The 20,645-nt window shown below is 42.0% G+C and carries 17 protein-coding genes; 7 read left to right on the top strand and 10 right to left on the bottom strand.

Going from position 1 to position 20,645, the window contains the following annotated elements; translation table 11 throughout:
• Positions 1-7: 7 nt before the first annotated feature.
• A complete protein-coding gene (locus J4526_06625) occupies positions 8-1,198 on the bottom strand; it encodes an MFS transporter (GenBank protein ID WFO74746.1) in 1,191 nt (396 codons plus the stop codon).
• Between the two features lie 267 nt (positions 1,199-1,465).
• Between J4526_06625 and J4526_06630 the strand changes: the two genes are divergently transcribed.
• Positions 1,466-1,864: a CopG family transcriptional regulator gene (locus J4526_06630; protein ID WFO74747.1), complete on the top strand. Its 399-nt coding sequence runs from the start codon at positions 1,466-1,468 to the stop codon at positions 1,862-1,864.
• Between the two features lie 75 nt (positions 1,865-1,939).
• On the opposite strand, the gene J4526_06635 is transcribed toward J4526_06630, so the two are convergent.
• The 5 genes from J4526_06635 to J4526_06655 form a co-directional block, all read right to left on the bottom strand.
• The gene (locus J4526_06635) at positions 1,940-2,824 is read right to left on the bottom strand and encodes an MBL fold metallo-hydrolase (protein WFO74748.1); all 885 of its coding nucleotides are present in this window, start codon (positions 2,822-2,824) and stop codon (positions 1,940-1,942) included.
• 61 nt (positions 2,825-2,885) lie between these two features.
• Entirely contained in the window at positions 2,886-3,941 is a 1,056-nt protein-coding gene (locus tag J4526_06640; GenBank protein ID WFO74749.1) for a hypothetical protein, read from the bottom strand.
• Positions 3,942-4,042: 101 nt separating this feature from the next.
• Positions 4,043-4,843 (bottom strand): ABC transporter ATP-binding protein, encoded by an 801-nt coding sequence (locus J4526_06645; protein ID WFO74750.1) that lies wholly within the window; start codon positions 4,841-4,843, stop codon positions 4,043-4,045.
• Positions 4,834-5,847 carry an iron ABC transporter permease gene (locus J4526_06650; GenBank protein WFO74751.1) on the bottom strand — a complete coding sequence of 338 codons (1,014 nt, stop codon included), beginning with the start codon at positions 5,845-5,847 and terminating at the stop codon, positions 4,834-4,836. The genes J4526_06645 and J4526_06650 overlap by 10 nt, the downstream gene beginning before the upstream one ends.
• A gap of 4 nt (positions 5,848-5,851) precedes the next feature.
• On the bottom strand, positions 5,852-7,933 hold the full coding sequence (locus J4526_06655) for an ABC transporter substrate-binding protein (GenBank protein ID WFO74752.1): 2,082 nt from the start codon (positions 7,931-7,933) through the stop codon (positions 5,852-5,854).
• A 103-nt stretch (positions 7,934-8,036) separates the two neighbouring features.
• Here J4526_06655 and J4526_06660 point away from each other — a divergent pair, with 103 nt between their 5' ends.
• The 4 genes from J4526_06660 to J4526_06675 all read left to right on the top strand — a co-directional run bounded on the left by J4526_06660 (position 8,037) and on the right by J4526_06675 (position 14,686).
• Positions 8,037-10,427: a cobaltochelatase subunit CobN gene (locus J4526_06660; protein ID WFO74753.1), complete on the top strand. Its 2,391-nt coding sequence runs from the start codon at positions 8,037-8,039 to the stop codon at positions 10,425-10,427.
• Positions 10,424-11,944, top strand: a complete 1,521-nt coding sequence (locus tag J4526_06665; GenBank protein ID WFO74754.1) for a cobaltochelatase subunit CobN — start codon at positions 10,424-10,426, stop codon at positions 11,942-11,944. Before J4526_06660 ends, J4526_06665 begins: the two co-directional genes overlap by 4 nt.
• Before the next feature lie 79 nt (positions 11,945-12,023).
• A complete protein-coding gene (locus tag J4526_06670) occupies positions 12,024-14,006 on the top strand; it encodes a VWA domain-containing protein (GenBank protein WFO74755.1) in 1,983 nt (660 codons plus the stop codon).
• A 119-nt stretch (positions 14,007-14,125) separates the two neighbouring features.
• Positions 14,126-14,686 carry a rubrerythrin family protein gene (locus J4526_06675; GenBank protein WFO74756.1) on the top strand — a complete coding sequence of 187 codons (561 nt, stop codon included), beginning with the start codon at positions 14,126-14,128 and terminating at the stop codon, positions 14,684-14,686.
• 29 nt (positions 14,687-14,715) lie between these two features.
• On the opposite strand, the gene J4526_06680 is transcribed toward J4526_06675, so the two are convergent.
• Both J4526_06680 and J4526_06685 read right to left on the bottom strand, forming a co-directional pair.
• Positions 14,716-15,681, bottom strand: coding sequence for a sulfite oxidase-like oxidoreductase (locus tag J4526_06680; GenBank protein WFO76366.1), 966 nt, complete (start codon positions 15,679-15,681; stop codon positions 14,716-14,718).
• A gap of 35 nt (positions 15,682-15,716) precedes the next feature.
• The gene (locus tag J4526_06685) at positions 15,717-16,004 is read right to left on the bottom strand and encodes a hypothetical protein (GenBank protein ID WFO74757.1); all 288 of its coding nucleotides are present in this window, start codon (positions 16,002-16,004) and stop codon (positions 15,717-15,719) included.
• A gap of 290 nt (positions 16,005-16,294) precedes the next feature.
• Between J4526_06685 and J4526_06690 the strand changes: the two genes are divergently transcribed.
• Together J4526_06690 and J4526_06695 are read left to right on the top strand one after the other, a co-directional pair.
• Positions 16,295-17,668, top strand: a complete 1,374-nt coding sequence (locus J4526_06690; protein ID WFO74758.1) for an AAA family ATPase — start codon at positions 16,295-16,297, stop codon at positions 17,666-17,668.
• Between the two features lie 44 nt (positions 17,669-17,712).
• Positions 17,713-18,021, top strand: coding sequence for a hypothetical protein (locus J4526_06695; protein WFO74759.1), 309 nt, complete (start codon positions 17,713-17,715; stop codon positions 18,019-18,021).
• Positions 18,022-18,049: 28 nt separating this feature from the next.
• Here J4526_06695 and J4526_06700 read toward each other — a convergent pair whose 3' ends face one another.
• The gene (locus tag J4526_06700) at positions 18,050-19,150 is read right to left on the bottom strand and encodes an FAD-dependent oxidoreductase (GenBank protein ID WFO74760.1); all 1,101 of its coding nucleotides are present in this window, start codon (positions 19,148-19,150) and stop codon (positions 18,050-18,052) included.
• Between the two features lie 143 nt (positions 19,151-19,293).
• A complete protein-coding gene (locus J4526_06705; protein WFO74761.1) occupies positions 19,294-20,622 on the bottom strand; it encodes a M20/M25/M40 family metallo-hydrolase in 1,329 nt (442 codons plus the stop codon).
• Between the last annotated feature and the right edge of the window lie 23 nt (positions 20,623-20,645).

Genomic DNA, 20,645 nt, shown 5'->3' on the forward strand with positions numbered 1-20,645 from the left:
CCTCATACTAGCTTAGTGTTTTTCTCTCGCTAAACATGCTGAGCGAGAGTATTAGTGTGGCAAATATTGTGTAGACAAGTATCCCCGGGCTCAATAGTACTGGTATGTATAGTATTGTATCTATCGATGTAATAATGAGTGGTATGAATGCTGCACTAATGTTTGATAGAAAGTTTATCGCTGTTGTCGCGAGCTCTGGGTCACTTGTAGTTTTTGCGGCGTAACCTCTTATTATTGGCTTGAAGACAGTGTTGCTTACACGAGGCAGTATTGTAAGCATATAGAGTATTTCTGGCAGTAGCTTCAGTGAGAGTATTGCTAGTGATGCTATCACTATGTAGCCTATAGCCAGGGGTATTGACCTGGATGGATGCTTGTCCATGATATAGGACACGATATAGCTCACAACAAGTGCTGCATACCCCGTATAGCTCCACAGTATTCTGGCAAGGATACTTGTGTAACCGCTGACGTTCTTTGCATAAGCCATTATGTAGTCTAGTGAAAGACCCGTCATCCCGCCAACTATGACTACCAATGGGATCACGCTTGAGAGTTCGCGGAAAACCCTCATATACGACATTCTTATCTTCTTGATAGACTTCTCTCTCCTCGACACATGGGTTGGCGCTATCAACGTGTACGGGATCACTGCGGCAAGCAAAAGTGTTATTGAGAACACGAACAATACCGTCTGACCCAGGTACTCCTCGATAAAACCGCCAGCCCATATGCCAGCATTATACGCTATAGAGCCAGCTATGAAGTAAAGACTCATAGCACGAGACCTATACTCCATGGGCACAGAAGCCATTACAAGACTCTGCATGAGAGGCCAGAGTAGCCCGGCAGAAAACCCCTCCAAAACCCTTACAATAGGGTAGAACTGCCAGGGAACAATAGTATAGAGCATTATTGATAAACACCATAGAAACAATGCCAGCGCTCCAGAAAGCCTATACCCACGCTCCTTGATCAAAAAACCAGTACACAAACTAGCAAACCCACGGCTAACCATAAAACCAGTAGTCAGCAAAGCAACATAAAACAACCCTTGTTCCTCGAGAACACTGAAAACGATAAGAGGACGAATAAACCCGGCAACAACCATGCCAACCACAACAACATAAAGAGCAGTAACATAACCACGAGACAAAAGAGACCTGGCTAACCAGTCAATACGAGCAATCAACTTCACTCCCAACACCATACAAGAAAATCATAGGAAACTAGTTCTCTAATACATTTCAACCAATAATTAAAACCTTGTTTACCTTTTCAACTATATAACACCTAAGATGGTTGTTTACATGATACTCTTCATTATTGCTTTGGCTATGTACTTGTATACGCTGAAGCTATTACACCAATAAATTCTTGTGGCGAACACAATGTGTAAAACAGGAGTGGTGCAACATATTTGTCTTCTAGTATGTTACTATTCTTGTGGTGGAGGTGCTGATTTGTGCCTAAGAGATTTGGTGTGTATATCCCTGAGGACCTCGAGAAAGATGTGGAGCTCTGTATGAAAGCCTTGGGTCTTAAGAGTAAATCTCGCCTCATCCAGGAGGCGTTGCGGTCTTTTATAGTTGAGCATAAGTGGAGACTAAAAGGTAATGTAGCCGGGATTATTGGAGTGATATATAATCATGATGTAGGGGATGTTGATGAGAAGCTAACTGATGTACAACACGAGTACCTGGATATAATTAATAGTACTGTACATGTACACTTGGATAAAGAGAAATGTATGCTAGTTATAATAGTACGTGGCCCAACGAGCAGGATCAAGGAGTTGATAAATAAGATCATGGCGTTGAAGGGCGTATTGGTGGCAAGACCGATGCTTCTTGCGGCTGAGTAAAGAATGAAATAATTGATAAGCCATCACTACTCCAGGATCTTTAGACCCTCTCTGTTTGAATATATTGAGAAAAATCTATATGGTTATTATTTTGCCTGTATGTAGTTTCTCAAAGTTGTTCCCGTATTCCTCGAGGAATAATGCTTCAGCTCTAAGGCCTGTGCAGTGTCCTGTGTAGATCTTTTTGATATCTAGTTCTTTGAGTTTCCCTATGGTTTGCATAATTCTTTGTTTTGAAGCATTGATTAAATGAAAGCCCCCGATGACAGCATATACATTCTCGATGTTGGTTAAGGTAACTGCCTTGTTTACAATACTTGCGACGCCGGGGTGCGAACAACCAGTTATTACAACAAGTCCCTTCCTTGTATTAATAGCCAGGCTTATTTCATCATTGACTGTATCAGGTACTATTCTCTCGCCATCAATCTTGTAGAGGTTGGTTGATTGTTTCTCAAAGTCGTATCTCTCGTCAGGGCTTATCTCTCCTAGCACAATTACTCCGGGAGCCAGTCTGACAGGATCTCTTGTTAAGATTAGTATACCGCCTTGTCTTTCAATGCTTTCCTTTGTTCCTCCACGGAGAGGGGGAATACCAGCGTATATGAACTCTGGTTCCATGGCAAAGCTTTTCTTAAAGATCTCTGGGTGAGCAATAATTGGTATCTCCTTGTTTACCTCCTTGATTATGCCCATTAGTCCTCCTGTGTGGTCGAAATGACTGTGTGATAAGATAATTATGTCAATACGCCGCGGATCTAGATCGAGTAATTTCATGTTGTATAGTATGGGTTCAGCATAAGAACCTGTATCAAAGAGCAACCACTTCTTTTTGCCATTATATTTGACCTCGATAAGGTAGGAAACACCATGTTGAGCCCAGAAGATACTATTGTAACCAGCATAATCATCAGCTAGAACGTAGAGTTTAAACTCATCAACTACGTCAAGCTTGTTCATTTGATTTTTCACCTGTATATTTAAACAATTTTTCTCAAGTATACAGTATAGTTCTAGGGTTTTAGAATATTCTTACTTTTTGATTACTTAACGGGCGTATTTTTATCTTGGTTTTACGTATAATGATACGTAACAGTGTAGTTAGGACAGCTATCGTTAGAAGTATTGCTATCAGGAAGCTCCTAAAGTATAGTATGGTGGCACCGAGTAGTAGCACATGTGCATAGCTCGGTATCTTTGGAGGCAACGTGTATTGCTCTAGTCTTTTACACATTTCAACCCAGCTATCATCATCAACTTTTCTCCACTCGGGAAAAATTTCAACATAGTCTTCAACACTCTTGATCCCATGCAGTATCGACTTATACAATGTAGTGCGATCCGTAAAGTGGACTAAATACAAGCCAACCAGAGTTAAAGGCTTAACTAGGAAACCATGGTCTCTTCCGATAACCAAGTCGAGTCCACGCATATTAACGATTATATTGGGGCTTTGTTCCTTGACTTCTCTAACAAGCTGTGCTGCCCATAGAGCCGTTGCAGCGATCTCTATTCTAGTGTGTTCATCTGTTATGTTTAGCTTATCGAGTATATCCTCTACAGTTTCTACAATCCATGGCTCCATGTAGAATATGTTGAATACTCTTCCAGCCATAGACTCTTCTACATAAGCTCCTTCAGTTCCAACCATTATATCCAAGTGATTGTGGGCACTACTCCATTCTCCACTAAACACACTATACGCTTCCAGATGATATGTAGCATTATACTCATTGAAGAGCTTCGGTGGAAACACTACAACATAGACGGTGGAGTCATGCTTTATGTCTACAGTAATCGTGATTTTCTTGGAGAACAAACCATAACTATACACGATTTTTTCTACACAGTCTATCGGCAACTCCAACACTCTATCATCACATATATTACGGTAGTTTTTCGCCTCGCCATTTCTATAGAGTATCCTAATGTCTATACATTCCTTGGGCAAATTAACTATGACAAGCTTCTTGTCTGGAGTAATAGAATACGTTATAGCATCCAGTAGTAGTGACGTAATAAAGTACACTAGTATTAACAGTACAAGAATTCCCAGCAAAGATTGGTGTCTCGGCAATATTCTTCACCATGAAGTACTAGATTTAATTAAGAGATAATAGCGTGTTTATAGAAGACACGTAATAAATTATATAAACAATACTTACACTAGATTGTTCTTCATAAATTAATGGCAGGGATCTTTGGTAGAACTATTGTGCGTTCATCCTTTGCTATAGTCTCGAACTCTACACCATATACCATGTTGAGGTTTCTTGGAGTTAATACTGTTGAAGGAGAACCATAGGCTACTACCTTGCCCTTATTAAGGAGTACTATTTTGTCGCTGAAAAGAGAAGCCATTAATGGGTCGTGGAGAGTCATTATGGCAGCTTCAACTTTTCTATTCTTTACAAGACTCTTAATGATGCTCAATACTTTAAGTTCATTCGCTATATCGAGATGGGCTGTAGGCTCATCGAGTAATAGGATCTTTGCTTCCTGGACTAGTGCTCTAGCTATCAATACTAGTTGGAGCTGTCCTCCACTAACTTCGGCAATAGTCCTATCAGCCAGGTCTCTTATGCCTAGTTCCTCTAGGATCTCTAGTGCTCTCTCATACTCTCTCCTTGATGGGAGCGAGAACATTGAGTGATGTGGAGCCCTACCCATCAACACGAAGTCTATTACCTTGTATGCGAAGACGCTATGGTGTCTCTGGGGAACATAACCTATTATCTTGGCGAGTTCTCTACTAGTAATCTTGTTTACTTCCTTGCCGTTAATATAGATTGCTCCACGGGGTTTGAGTACTCTAAGAATACATTTGAGTATAGTGGTCTTACCAGCTCCATTAGGGCCTAGTATAGTTGTTACCTCGCCTCTAAGAATAGTGAATGAAACGTCTTCAAGAACCTTATGGACACCGTCATAAGAGTAGTTTAGGTTCTCGACACGAAGTATTATATTGCTTATCTCCATACTCTTCCAGCCCTCCTAAGTAAGTATATGAACAATGGGGCGCCCATCAGTGTAGTGAGTATTCCTATAGGGATTACTTCAGTCGTAAGGCATCTGGCTAGATCATCTGCCAAAACCATGTATGTTCCCCCAAGGAATACCGTGTAGAATATGACGTCACGGTTGTCGGAGCCAATAGCTAGCCTGATGATGTGTGGCACTAGTAAGCCAACCCATCCTATGATCCCAGCGTAGGATACGGCTGTAGCAGCCATTAACGCACATAGTACCGCACAGAACCCTCTCTCGAGGACAGGGTTTACGCCTAGTGCACGTGCTTCCTCGTCGCCAAGCGATAATATGTTGAGCCGCCACCTCATTAGCACAAGCACTATAGTACATGGTATGATCACGATAGCCATTCTCTCTACATCACTCCACTTGGCAGCCTGCCCAATATCCCCCATGAGCCAGAAAGTTATGGATGCAAGTCTATGTGGATCTGGTGTAAGGAACTTCACCAACGATAATGCTGCTGAAAACAATGCATTAACTATAACACCTGACAAAACAAGAGAAACTATAGACCCCCGCCCCCAGCCCCATGCTATAGCGAACACTATTATGAATGCCAGTAAGGCGAAAACAAGAGCTACCAGTTCTATAGGTATGTACCATGGTAGCAGAGCTATTGCAAGAGCCGCTCCGAATGCTGCACCAGCTGTTATCCCGAGTATATGAGTGCTTACAAGAGGGTTCCGGAGCATAGCTTGTAATGAGGCACCAGATGTAGCAAGAGCTATCCCTACTAATGCGGCTGCTAGTACGCGTGGAAGCCTGTACAGCAATACTATTCTCTCCACTGTCTCGGGAGGACTATGGACAAGCCCTGGAGCCAATGCAGACAATATTGCCTCCAGGACATCAATAGGGCTTGTAGGATACCGTCCGAGAAACGAAGAGAAGATTATGGACAATGGTAGTGAAAAAACAATCAATATCTTTGCCACAGTTTTTCTCTCCATAACATTACTCACCAACTACATCGCTATAAGATACACCATACCACTTCATGTAGTATTCGTTCGCTATCTCCATGAAGTCTATGTCGCTGAACTTCTCCGGGTACATCTTCTGCGCAAGCCATAGTATAAACAATGATGCATCCATGTTCCAGTGCTCATAGTATGGCTCTTTATACACCCTACCTTCTTCAACAGCTTTTATCGCCGCCCACGCGGGGTCATTTAGGATTGTTGATTCATTGTATCTAGCGTGATACCATATAATTATTATGTCGGGGTTCCAGGAGACTATGGTCTCGAAGTCGACTAGAACATATGTTTTATCCGGTAGATCCTTTGCCGCGACATTGACTCCTCCTGCAAGCACTATGAAGTCGTTTACTGTCCCCTTACCTCCCTGTACTTTTGTTGGTTTACTCCACAAGTATAGAACACGTAGTTTCTCGTCGTCCGGTATGTCCTTGACACGTTCTTGTACCAGGCTAACTATGTGATCCATGTCATTGACTAGCTCTTCAGCACGATCCCTCTTATCGAATATAGTTCCTATAAGCCATAACAGCCTCTTTATATCCTCGTAGCTGTACAGCTGGATCTTTACTACAGGAATACCCATGGTCTCTATCTGCTCTATTACATCGGGTTTATAAGGCCATATTATGACTAAATCGGGGTCAAGTGCTGTAAGGTTCTCAATGTTTACTGAGAAACTACTGCCAGGGCTAGGTATCTCTGTTATGTTGGGATAAGCTGTTTTGACTAAGACGTTTGTGTAAGCGTATTTCGATACACCAACGAGTTTATCCATGACGCCAAAAGCTATGAGTGTCTCGTAGGTTATGAAGTCTACTACTCTCTCAACTTTCCTAGGTATCTTTACTGTGGTGTTAGTCATGTCTATTACTTCTTTCCACACAATATTGTATGCTGCAAATGCTTGTTTTGGTATAAAGACTCCGTAGAAGTTCCTGAGCAAGTACTCCATGTCAGCCCTCCAGTCTACATCACTATATACATCGGGGTAGAGTATCTTGGCAAGATACTCGCGGCCAATAATATCCCTAGGCCCCCAGTCAAGTACTCCGCCTATAGAGCTCCAGCATGGTATAACAAAGATCTTGTTGTTCTTGTACGCTTTGAGAGTCTCCCATTTAGGGTCATTTGCTATTTTATCTAGCACGGTTTGTATCTTGGAGACAGATGATATAATCACGATTACATCAGGATCCCATGACGCGAGCGTCTCGAAGTCTATCTTAGGCCATTCCTCATTGGGGAACTCTTTGAGAGCTATATTAATTGCGCCAACATCCTCTACTGCTCTACCCCAAGAAGTGTTTGCGTAGACACTCAACTGTCCTTCCTTGAGTATACTTGTCCCGGATATCATGACTACTCGTAGCCTCTGTTCATCAGGTATGGTAGATGCTTTCTCTAGTAGTGTCTGGTAACGTGTGATTATGAACTCCTTTAGCTCCTCGGCCTTATCTTCAGCACCCACTATCTTGCCCAGTATTTCTAGTGCCTTTACTTCGTCGTTGATTGATCTTATGAACAAGCCTACTACGGGTATGCCGAGATTCTCTATTTGCTCAGCAATCTCATCGGCTTTACTGTACCCACAATCCATGATAACTACATCAGGATCCAGTGCAGCAACCTCCTCTATATTCACTCCCTTGAACACGCTTCCAACAACAGTCTTGTTCCTTATACTAGCAGGTAAATAGTGATCATAGGGTACATAACTACCTATACCAACTATCTTGTCTCCAGCACCTAATGCCAAGAGGATCTCGGCCCAATATGATGACAAAACAACTATTCTTTCAGCAGGTTTCTCTAATGTTACAGTCTTGCCCCTGAAGTCCGTGACTGTAATAACTGTAGGCGGGACTGTTGTGGTTGTAGTAGTTGTAGTGGTGGTAGTCGTAGTTGTTGTGGTAATGGTTGTTGTGATAGTTGTTTCTTGTTGAGGAGCTAGAAACCATGGATATAGTGTTATGGTGCCTGCTGCAATAGCGATAGCGATCAAGATGATTACTATTGCGATAGATGTTTTTGTAAGAGCACTTCTATATCTCATATGGTACACCCTGTAATTCAAGCTGGTGTACCTAGAGGGTTTTTAGACAGGGGCTAAGGTTAATAAATCTGGTGCATCATCGACTATAGATAGGTGCACTTAATTGAGTTTAACGCTAGGGTTCACCATAGGCTACGGCGCAGCTATGGCACCAGTCCTCATTAATGTTCTCGAGAAACTTAGTAGTAGACACGGATTCAACTATACCGTCATCACACCGTATAGATACTCACGTGAAGACCTAGAGGCTCTAAAGAAGGCCAATGTTGTCCTAGTATACTCCTCTCCCATGAGCCAGGAGATAGAAGATATCTTGAAGGGCTTGCGTGATAAGGGAGCAAAGATCATAGCTGTTGACGAGAACCATGCAGAACTCTCAAATGTGAACCCGAGAGTTGTCTCGCAGGCAGCGGCGTACTTGAAGATTGGTGGTAGAGAGAATATTGAATCGCTAGTGCTACTCATGCTAAAGGAGGCTGGTTTACCTGTTTCTGTACCTGAGCCAGAGAATATTCCATGGCATGGAATATATCATCCGAGGTACGGTGTTTTCACTGAGCTTAACGAGTACCTTAAGACGTATCATTTCTCCTCAAGACCCCTTGTAGGCATATTGTTTTATAGGAGTGACTGGCTTTACGGGAGGACTGTTGTTGTAGACAAGCTTGTAGAGAAGCTTGAGTCTCTTGGCCTGGGTGTTGTACCTGTCTTCACATATAGTTTCCGCGACGACAAACTCGGTATTCCTGGGTCAGAGGATAGTATAAGAGAGTTCTTCTTCAAGGACAATAAGCCAGTTATTGACGTGCTCATCAAGCTTACATCATTCTTCCTTCTAGACCATGGTAGAAGCAGTGAATGGCCTACCAAGGGATTCAGTGTCGCTGGAATAGAGCTTCTTAAAAAGCTTGGCGTACCCATTATCCAATGCATTATAACCTACTATAAATCCCCTGAGGAGTGGCTTAGAGACGAGCATGGAGTAGGCTATATGACTATAGTCTACCGTGTTGCTATGCCGGAAGTCGACGGTGTTATAGAGCCTATTGTCGTGGCCGGCACTAAAGTAGGTGGTTACGGGGAGAAAAAGATCATATCTATTGACGAGCATATAGACTACATTGCGAGGAGGGTCAAGAAATGGATTGTACTGCGGAGGAAAAAGCCTTGTGAGAGAAGAATAGCTATAGTATTGATTAACCCGCCATGTAAGGGAGTTGAAGCAAATATTGGCGTCGGCCTGGGACTCGATGTTCCCGAGAGTGTTGTCAGGTTTCTCAAGAAGCTGAAGGAAGAAGGCTATAATGTCGGTGACAAGATCCCTGAGACGGGTGAAGAGCTCATCAAGATGTTTATGGAGAAGAAGGCTTTCAGCGAGTTTAGGTGGACTCCTGTTGAAGAGATCGTGGCACGTGGCGGTGCACTAGGCTTCGTTGGTAGAGAAGAATACTTGAAGTGGTTTAATGAGCTGCCGGAGACTGTTAGAAAGAAAATGATCGAGACATGGGGTAGTCCTGATGACGTGCTTATGGGCCGTACGGATAAGGTGTTGGCTGGGATGGTTTACGAGGGTAAATTCGTTGTCCCCGGGCTAAGGTTTGGCAACATTATTGTTTTGCCACAGCCCAAACGTGGTTGTGCAGGACCTCGTTGTGATGGCAGAGTCTGTAAGATACTTCATGACCCAACTATTCCTCCACCACACCAATGGCTAGCTGTGTATAGGTGGATTACGAGAGTATTCAAAGCCGATGTAGTCATACATTTTGGTACACATGGTTACCTAGAGTTCCTGCCCGGCAAGGGAGTAGGGTTATCTTGGATGTGCTGGCCAGAGATCTCTATAGATGATGTACCACACCTATACGTGTATGTAGTATCTAACCCTATGGAGGGTGTTGTCGCTAAAAGGAGGGGTTATGCAGTCATAGTTGACCACTTGTACCCACCGATGAAGCATGCTGATGTACTAAGTGATCTAGAGTCCTTGTTGGCACAATACAGTCATGCCAAGACAATGGGCGACAATGCTAGAGCATCCATAACCTATAAGCAGTTGCTTGAGAAAGCAAGAGAACATAATATCAAGCTGCCTAGTGGGGCTAGTGAAGAAGAGGTTGTAGAGTATCTACACAGGTACATCCATATGGTGAAGAACACCCAGGTGAACAAGGGTCTACACATCTTGGGTCATCCACCAGTTGATGCTAGAGAGCTAGCAGAGTATGTAGCTACTATAATGAGTTTCGATACCTACAGGACTCCTTCGATAAAGAGGGTTCTGGCAGAGTATCTTGGTCTTGATTATGATGAGCTCCGGAGGAAGCCTATGGAGTTAAACAAGGTGTATGGTATCAGGAATAGCGAGCTTCTAGACAGGCTCCATTTGATTGCTGTGTCTGTTCTCGAGAAACTCATTGAGAGGGAAGACATGGGGGAGGAAGAGATCATTAGGGTTGTTGAAGAAGAGGCTAGAAGGTGGCTTCAAAAGTGATGGCTCCCCGTAGAGAGAAGGCAGACAAGGTTATTGAAGTGCTCAAGTACGCTGTCCAGGTAGCAAGACTCATTAGGGAATGTAGACGGGAGACAACGAGTTTGATCGATGGATTAGCGGGATCTTATATAGAACCCGGTGCCTCTGGCGCGCTTACACGCGGTAAAATAGAGGTTCTTCCCACAGGGAGAAACTTCTATCTCATAGACCCACGTACACTCCCTACAAAAGCTGCATGGATTGTTGGCAGGGACTCTGCCGAGAAGCTCTTGAGACATTATCTAGAGAAGCATGGTAGGTATCCTGAGAGTGTCGGCGAGGTACTATGGAGTATTGATGCCTACAAGGCTGATGGCGAACAATTAGCGCAGATACTATACCTCATAGGTGTTGAGCCCGTCTGGGATGGTAATGGTGTTGTCAGGGATCTCAGGGTTATACCATTGGAGGAGCTTGGGAGACCACGCATAGATGTTGTCGTCAGGATAAGTGGTATTGTCCGTGATACATTACCGAACTACATAGAGCTTATAGACAAAGCGGTGGCCAAAGTTATCGCTCTGGATGAACCTCTTGACAAGAACTATGTTAAGAAACATTATCTTGAGAACATGAAGAAGCTTGTTGAACTAGGTGTTGAGCCTAGGAGAGCCGAGAAAATGGCTCGTTACCGTGTCTATGGTGCTCCACCGGGCGCTTATGGTGCTGGTGTTAACCTTGCTGTTGAGGCATCTGCCTGGAAGACTGATATGGATCTCGCTAAAATATGGATACAGTGGAGCGGCTACGCCTACGGTATCGACTCCTATGGAGAACCGGCTCATGAAGCGCTTGTACTCAGTCTAGAACGTGTTGATGTTGTTAACAGGAATCACGTGAGCGATGAACATGACATATTTGGTTGTTGCTGCTACTTCGCTTACCATGGAGGATTCTACAATGCAGTCAAGGCTTTGACCAAGAGGAGCGATATCGAGATAGTTACTGTTGACACACGTGATATCTCCAGTGTTGAAGTAAGAGACATGGATCTCGAGATCGAGAGGATTACTAGAGCAAAGCTACTCAATAGAGAATGGATAAACGAGATGAAGAAACACGGGTACCGTGGCGCCAACGAGTTCCAGAGAAAGATACTACACCTCTACGGATGGGCTTCCACAACAAGAATGGTTCCCGACTGGGTTTTCCAGGAGATAGCCGAGACCTATGTACTTGATGAAGAGATGAAGAAGTGGTTTATGGAGCACAACGTCTGGGCGCTTGAGGAGATCACTAGGAGGCTTATCGAGGCAGCTTTGAGAGGGTTATGGAAGCCTAGTAGGGAACTACTAGACAAGCTTAGGAAAACACATACAGAGATCGAAGGCTTCCTAGAGGAAGACATAACCACTCCCGGTGAAGTACAAGGAGGCTATATAGACGTAGTCATGCCAGACCAAGTAAGCTCGTGGAGTAAATCGATCGAGAGAATAGAGACTATTATAAAGAGGTTTAAGGAAATTACTGGGAAATAAGTTTATCAATAAGCTTGTTCTTCTTTATTAACCTGGTGCACTCTCCTATTGAGGATAGTGCATATTGCAGTGTGGGATCATGAATACAAGCGAGGTTGAGCGCAGGTTAGTGTTCCCATTCACAGCTATTGTAGGCATGGAGAAAGCCAAGCTAGCACTGCTTGCCGTGGCTGTGAACCCGTTGATTGGAGGAGTACTGCTTAGAGGAGACAAGGGCACCGGTAAAACAACGCTTGTTCGTGCGCTAGCCAACGTATTGCCGGAGATCGAGGTTGTAGCTAACTGCCCATTTAACTGTAATCCCAGGAATCCTATGGAGATGTGTGATAATTGTTACAAGAAATGGTTGAATGGTGAAGAGCTCCCTGTTGTAAAAAAGAAAATGACTGTCATAGACCTTCCGCTTAGTATTACTCCTGATAGACTTATTGGTACTATTGATTTTGAGAAAGCATTACGTGAAGGCATAAGGGCTCTTAAACCTGGTATACTAGCTGAAGCCAATAGGAATATTCTCTACATAGATGAAGTGAATCTCCTGGACGACTACATAGCTGACCTTATACTCGATGCCGCTGCCTATGGCTGGAATATTATTGAGAGAGAACACATCTCCTTCAAGCACCCAGCTAGATTCATACTTGTAGGAAGCATGAATCCCGAGGAAGGAGAGCTTAGACCACAGCTCCTCGATAGATTCGGGCTCGTAGTAAATATCGAGGCCCCACAGGATCCCGAGACACGTGCTGAGATCGTTAGGAGGGTTGAAGAGTTCTCCAGAGACCCCGTTTCATTCTACAAGAAGTATGCTGGGAAAGAAAGAGAGCTTACTTCAAAGATTGCTAGAGCACGTGAGCTGCTTCAACATGTAGAAATAGATGATGATCTCTTGAAAATGCTGGCTAAGACACTTGTCGAGATGAAGGTGAGGACCTGTAGAGCGGAGATAGTCGTTGTCAGGACAGCGAAGGCCATAGCAGCACTCGATGGCAGGACAAGGGTCTCACTCGAAGATATTGAGAAAGCAATGGAGCTAGCGTTACCACATAGGCTATCTCTTAAGCCTCTTCAAAACACCTACATGGATAAAAAGCCAAGGCTCCTCGATATAAAAACAAATACGGAGGGAAAACACGGTAAAACAAGAGATGATGTTGCAGGAAAAGAGAAAAACAAGTCTATCAATCAAAGACTAGAACAAGCTCCGAGAGATGGTAATGGGGATAAAACAAGTTCTCCCGGTGAGTCATCAATAGTTATACCACCTGATAGAAACAACGAGTATAGAGTATCCCTTGGAGAAACAAGTCTATGGAAAAAAGATCGCGGAGATCTAAACAATGTAATTGGGTCGAGATACAAGTATACAACTATTATAAACAAGCCTCTTGGCATACCAATATCGTATCTCTACCCTTACCCGAATCCTAGAGACATAGATATTGTTGGTACTATAACTAACGTCCTATCCAACGGTATCAAGTATATAAACGAAGTTCCCGTCGATATACTGAATGATCTTATAGCTGTTCGTGTCAGAAGGAACCGGCTACCTGTTTTGACTATGATTATTCTCGACACAAGCGGCAGCATGAATGTGTCCAAAAGAATAGCTGTGGCTAAAGCTATTGCCCAAAAAATTATTGAAGACACGTACACAAAGAGGACATGGCTCTCCCTAATAACGTTCAGGAGTTATGGAGTAGACAAGTTCATACCGCCAACGAAGAACTATACAATGGTTTACAACGAGATAGCCAGAACGCCCACAGGCGGAAGAACACCATTGCCGGCGGCACTACAGAAAATAGTTCATGTAGCAAAGACTTTCAAGACAAAACATAAGAACGCGTATATCAAGGCAATACTGATCACTGATGGCAAGGCGAATAAGCCCCTGGTAGATAATGTAGAGAAAGAAATCAAGGAGCTATCCAGTATCATTAGAATGGAGGGCATCGACATGGATATTTATGATACACGTGGAAACACTCTAGACCCTGGAGTCTCATATGTTGAGATGATAGCTGATATTACAAGAGGAAGGCTTTACAGGATCTAGTATTTTATAAATTAAATGAGATTAGTTGAGAAAGCCATCTTTATGTCATGATTGTGCTGATGATTTTTATATTTAGCTTGATAAAATAGATTAACATGGTTGAAACAAGGTGATATTTCATGGCAGCTTCTAGACCCATGACTGTGGATGCGTTAATCTCTGCTTTTGGAGGAGAATCAATGGCTCATATGAGGTATCTTGTTTTCGCCGAAATAGCTGAGAAAGAAGGATTCCCTAATGTAGCACGTTTATTTAGAGCAATAGCGTTCTCAGAACAAGTCCATGCAAGAAACCATTATGACAAGCTTAGGAACCTAGATACTGATGCTAAAGTAGTGGCAGGAGCACCATTTGGGCCAGGGAATACTTCAAAGAATCTAGCTATGGCTATTCGTGGCGAGGAATTTGAGGTAAATGAAATGTATCCAGTATACATAAAAATAGCTGAGTTCCAGGGAGAAAAACAAGCTGAAATAAGCTTCAAATGGGCTCTTGAAGCAGAGAAAATACATGCCGAGCTATTCAAGAAAGCTAAAGAGCATGTTGATAAGGGAGAGGATATACCTCTTGACGGGCACATATGGGTGTGTCCTATTTGTGGACATACTTATATAGGTAAAGAGCCACCAGAAAGATGCCCTATTTGTGGATCTCCAGGAGAGAAATACGTTAAATTCTAGAGTATAGTGTTTAAAGACTATTTAACACTTCAACATTTTTTAAATCTTTCATCAAGCCATACATATCCTCTTTCGTGATAACCTAGAGCTTCCCAGAAACCATCTCTATACTCCTTAGTGAACTCTATTACAGAAACCCACTTGGCACTCTTCCACCCATAAAGATGAGGTATTAGTATCCTCGCCGGGAATCCTTGTTCAGGCGTTAAAGGTTTTTTGTTCATTTTCAAGGCCAGTATAGCGTTTTCATCCATGAAATCCTCTATGGGTACAATAGTTGTGTAGCCATCAAGACACTTGATAAATACCCATCTGGCTTTCTCGGAGACGCCGGCTTTCTCGGCTAAGTAATGTAATGGAACACCCTCCCATTCGATATTTCTTACAGACCATCCTGTGACGCAATGGAAGTCAGTGGTTATTTTCTTCATCGGCATTTTTAGTATATCGTTATAAGTTAGGTCGAGTTCTCTGCTAACTAGACCTGTTATTTTGAGACTCCAGTCATCAATATGTATATGTGGCTGTCCAAGAATACGGTATATTATGAAGTTTGGAATAATCTTCTGACCAGCAGGTATATGGTTTTTCATACCTGTCTCATTAATGGATGTTTTACTGTAGCTTCCTAGACTAGGAGAAAGAGGGGGAGACATTGTGTTTAGTATTTTTATTCCACTTAACGTACAAACTATGAGAATAACTTTTTGTAGATAAGTAACTATACGGCAACTACAATATCCTGTTCTAGTGTCTTGTAAGTGTAAACGATACTTGTATATGATGTAGTCACTCCCTATTGGTTCATTCTCTGTAAATTCATAGGACTTGAAGTTGATACCAGTTTTTCTGGACAAAATATTCATCAGGTATTCGATAACACGATTTAGGTCATGGAGCGATCTATAGGTAATATTGTTTGGACAGCAGGATATTATCCATTCCACACCTTTTTGTTTAAGTGATTGAGGAGCTGATAACGGCTCATAACAGATAATATCCACTGCCTTACACCGAAATAGTATTTGGCCTAAATGTATTTCTTAAAAGATTTCCTCAATACTTCAGATAATTTATCTACGTCTATCCTTGGGTAATACTCATCTAATAACATGACTTCTCTAACCATTATTGCTAATGTTCCCGAGCAATGTTTATCATTAAGACACTCACATAGCGTTTCACCGAGATATTGATACGACTCAGCTGTCACTACGAGGTATTTATGAAGCATGGGAGCATCAAAGTCAAGAAATCTACAGAAAAGCCATACCTTCTTCTTGCACAGATCTTCCAGGACTTCTTTAAAATTATACATGCCTACTTTACCTACTATTCATGCACCCCTGTTCCACGAGGGGGTTGAGTACAGTATGCTTGCACCGATATTTAACTTTATAGTATTCATGTTATTGTCTTTAAGAAAAATTTATGATGCGTTGTTGAAAAGGAATCTTTATATAATACTTCATATAATATACCGTTTAAGCAGCTACCCTCTCCATAAAACCTATGCAAAACAATTGAAAATATTGCAATGGAAATTGCTATGGAGCATAAATACTAAAGCAAAACATCCAATATAATACTTATAGAGGTATGCATATAATGAGCTCTATATCGAGATCGCCTCTAGGAATAGATTCTTTTGACGCAATAATAGAAGGGGGGTTTCCTCGGGGTAGTTTAGTGCTCGTTGCTGGTCATCCTGGCGCTGGTAAAACGATATTTGCTGCCACTTATCTATTTAATGGCGCTGTGAAATATGGTGAGAAAGGACTGTACATAAGTTTTGTAGAAGATAAAAAGAGTTTCACTATGTATATGAAAAAGCTGGGTCTTGATTTTAGTGAGCTTGAGGAGAAGGGGCTATTCTACTTTATGAGCATACCTCATGCTGATATCGAGACAAACATGGAGTCTGTTGTAGCGAGGATCATGAAGGTCATAAAGGATAATGATATTAAGCGCGTTGTCTTGGACAGTATTACAGCGATTCTTCAGACACTAGATAGCCCTTCTACCATCAGGGCTTTCCTGAGAAACACGCTGATATATGGAACTAGGGTGCTTGACGATGTTACAACTCTTGTCATCGCAGATCTACCATACGGTATAGAGGTTATAGGTTATGGTGTTGAGGAGTTTGTTGTTGATGGAGTACTTGTACTGAAAGCAGAGTACACTAAAGGAACGTATTTCCGATGGATTGAAATAAGGAAAATGCGTGGAACAGCTGTTCGTTCAACAGTCATACCATACACCATAGGGGAAAAAGGTTTTGCACCAATAGTGTACTCTGCCAAAATCCCGAGGAGACAAGAAAGAACTAAAAAAGGATTAAAACCTTTGACTAGAAACTTAAGCAAAATATTCTCACTAATACCGCCAGGATCAATAACACTAATAACAGGATCCCATGGATCAGGGAAAAGTGTGCTCGCCTTAGAGTACGCCTTGAATGCTGTCTTGCAGGGAGAAAAAGCTCTCTACATAAGTTATAATGAATACATTGATTCTCTCAACGAGAAAATAAATTATCTATTAAAACGTGTTTGCGAACCCGGGAGAGAACCTAACTTAGATTTATTGACAATGAAGTACATTGATCCTTTCACGTCAGAAATATCAAAGACGATGAAGAAAATACAGGAGCTTATTATGGACCTTGATCCTGGTTTGATAGTTTTTGATGGAGTAGAGGTATACTCAGGGCTTATACCACATCACATCTACAGGTTTATAAATAGAGACCTTTCAGCATATATTAAAGATACCAACAAGATATTAGTGCAAACCCTACTAGCAAACCTAGAATCATGCTGTGCCACGGAGTACCAAGTATTTCAAGAACTAGGCAATATATCTGATACAATAATAAACCTAAAACATGATCCAAAGGAACCCAGTAATAGAATATTAACAGTAATAAAAAGCAGGAGTGGGTATACAAAACAACTAAGAGAGAGGTTAACTTTGTGATGAACCACTATAAGATTTCATTTTGGAAAATGATAAAGGTGGTCTTGCAACGCAGAAGACATTATTTTATAGTAGTGCCATTTGTAACATACGTAGAGGCGATCAAAAAAGTTGATGTAGACAAGATCTTAACGGAGAATCCGGCTGAGTTTTACAATATAGTCTTAGACTATTTCCGCGGCGATAGGGAGGCAGCATACTTTTTCATAGACTATATAATATCGTGTCTCATACCCGGAGAAATAGAGCTAAAAGAAGAACTAATTACGTATATGAGAACAGGTAATAACGAGAAAGCAAAGAGCATAATGGCTACTATACTTGAAAAAGCAAGAAAAAGACTGAGGTTATAACAAGCTTTTTTGATAGCAAAAATAACTATTAGCTAGAACAATCTTTTCTTCTCCATTCTTTTGTTGTCAAGAATTCTTCTATACACTTGGCGGCTTCAATACCGCTTTTCAAAGCAGGCCCTATGAGTGATGGACCGTGTTTTACGTCGCCTGCAGCAAATACCTTGTATTTTGTAGTACGATATTTTTCATCAACATTTATTGTGCCATCATCATTCAGTTTTACTCCAAGACACTCTCTCCTAAAGGGTGGCGATGGTTTTTCTCCCACTGCTATCAAAACGGTATCAACTTTTAGCTTGAACTCTGTACCTGGTATTGGTACTGGTTTTGTTTTCCCATCGCCTACAGGAACAAGCATTACATGCTGTAGGACAGCTTCTTTCACATGGAGCAACCCGTTGAACTTTATAGGTACTGTTAATTCCAGTGATTTTATACCGTATTCCTTGATTAGTTTCTCAAACCTGTTCTTCCCCATAGGTGCTTCATATCGTGTTCTACGGTAAGACAAGTAAACCTCCTTTACTTCATCCCTAAGGTACCTCAAAGGCGTTTCCACGGCGTCTACAGCCGTGAGCCCTCCACCTATAACAAGTACTCTTCCTTTCACACGTGGTACTTTCTTCATCTTCTTATACCCTAGTCTAGCTAGATTGAAATCAACAAGCCACTCTAGAGCATAGTATACTCCTTTCAGATCCTCACCGGGTATACCCAGTCTACGTGAACGCCATGCACCAGTAGCTATTAAAACAGCATCGTATTCCTCAACAAGATCCTCAAGACACTTTCTTGACTTAATTATCTTCTTCAGAATCTTATCAAAATGATTCCTTACTTCATGTTCTCTACAACAGATGACTTTTGTAGAAGTATGGAATACGACACCAGCGTCAACAAGCTCCTTTACTCCTTTTCTAACAGGCTCTTTTGGTATATGATGCTCAGGTGCACCAAAAATAAGCAATCCACCGGGCTCAGGAAGCATATCATAGACATGAACTTCATATCCCTTACATATAAGGTATCCAGCTGCTCCAAGGCCAGCGGGCCCAGAACCTATTATAGCTACTCTTCCATGTTTCTTGGGAGGCACATCCTCTAACTTACATTGAAGGAACTTCAATGTTATTCCCTCCAAAGACCGGAGGGGAGCTATAATGGGGGCAGAATTATGGTTATGAATAGTGGTGCAGTAGTGGGTCTATTTTATAAAAACACGTATTATAATATAAAAGAGTTGTTGCTACAAATCATATCAGACTAATATTATGTTTCGTGTTTAACTAAGTCCTCTATAACCATGGTGTATATTCTTGGTAACTTCTTTAAGGAGCTAATAACTACGTATTCATTGTCGCCATGAATATTACCGCCACGTGGGCCAAAATCAACAGCCTCGACGCCAAGTATTGTGAAGTATCTTGAGTCAGAAGCACCGGCACCCTCCATTACTTCAGAAGGCTCCTTGGCGGTTCTTAAGGCGTTTAGGAATGATTTGACTAGTAGTGAATTCCTTGATGTATAAAGGTATCCTCCGGAACCGCTTCGTACACTATACTCTATCTCCGGGAAAAGCTCTTCCTTGAGTCTCTCAAGCTCTTTTTCAATAGCATTTTTGTCGGTAAGCATGGCTCTGATATCGAGATAGAGACTGTGCTTGCCATCTGCAATAGTATACACGTTTGGCGTAATGCTTACTCCATATTCACTAGGTTTTTCTGTTGGTATAGGCATTCGTGTTAATGGTACTATCATTTTTAGCAGTAGAGTTAAACCTTCATCATACTCTACTTCATCTCCCTTGTCATCGGGTGCAATGTATTCAAGAACTATTTCTGGCGGTATAACATTTGACTTCAAAAATACTCCATCGATACTCTTTACCAGTACATTTGTTTCCCTAACAAAAATTGATGCAGACACTAGTGGGTGAGTGTCAACACCAGGAATAAAGTAGGCTGCATGGGAGTGCTGCGCCACAGGGTATTCTGCCTTAAACGTTTTTCTACATACTTTGCCGCGTGTTTTCTTCTTCAAAACAGGTACTTTAATTACTGCTCCAAAAGCTTTTCTTCTACGAATAATTACTTTCATCCCAACTCCATCAGCATTGATCATATACTTCGGAATGGACCCATTGCTTCTGAGTTTCTCGGCTATAACGGCAGCACCGTTGACTCCGCCTATTTCCTCATCGCCTGTGAAAGCATAGTATATTTTGTACCCCAGTTTCTTCCTAGACAACTCCCTAACTGTGAGCATTAGTGCCGCGACATTAGATTTGTCATCAAGAGCTCCCCTGCCATAACCCTTGTCGCCAACTATAGTTAATTTAAAGGGATCGTAATCCCATCTACTCGGATCAACAGGAACAGTATCAAAATGAGCCATCAAGAGCACAAGAGGTCTGCCATCCCCTATGCTCCCGAATACACTGTAGTAGCCACTGGACTCAATGATCTCGGGTTCAAGACCCCAGTCAACAAGAGTGTCATGAATATACTTTGCAGCTTCTTTACCGGGCTTCACTCCTTTAATAGGGTCGTTAACGGTTTTTATTTCAACAAGTTCCCTTAAGAGATCTACTATATCCATTATTCTACACCACAAACTAAAAT

The organism is Desulfurococcaceae archaeon MEX13E-LK6-19, from assembly GCA_029637525.1.
GTDB lineage: Archaea > Thermoproteota > Thermoprotei_A > Sulfolobales > Desulfurococcaceae > MEX13ELK6-19.

Excerpts from the sequence above, each read along its gene's own strand:
- J4526_06645 (WFO74750.1), bottom strand. The coding sequence starts at position 4,843 with ATGGAGATAAGCAATATAATACTTCGTGTCGAGAACCTAAACTACTCT.
- J4526_06685 (WFO74757.1), bottom strand. The coding sequence starts at position 16,004 with ATGTATAATTTTAAAGAAGTCCTGGAAGATCTGTGCAAGAAGAAGGTA.
- J4526_06650 (WFO74751.1), bottom strand. The coding sequence starts at position 5,847 with ATGGAGAGAAAAACTGTGGCAAAGATATTGATTGTTTTTTCACTACCA.
- J4526_06675 (WFO74756.1), top strand. The coding sequence starts at position 14,126 with ATGGCAGCTTCTAGACCCATGACTGTGGATGCGTTAATCTCTGCTTTT.
- J4526_06670 (WFO74755.1), top strand. The coding sequence starts at position 12,024 with ATGAATACAAGCGAGGTTGAGCGCAGGTTAGTGTTCCCATTCACAGCT.
- J4526_06655 (WFO74752.1), bottom strand. The coding sequence starts at position 7,933 with ATGAGATATAGAAGTGCTCTTACAAAAACATCTATCGCAATAGTAATC.
- J4526_06635 (WFO74748.1), bottom strand. The coding sequence starts at position 2,824 with ATGAACAAGCTTGACGTAGTTGATGAGTTTAAACTCTACGTTCTAGCT.
- J4526_06705 (WFO74761.1), bottom strand. The coding sequence starts at position 20,622 with ATGGATATAGTAGATCTCTTAAGGGAACTTGTTGAAATAAAAACCGTT.
- J4526_06690 (WFO74758.1), top strand. The coding sequence starts at position 16,295 with ATGAGCTCTATATCGAGATCGCCTCTAGGAATAGATTCTTTTGACGCA.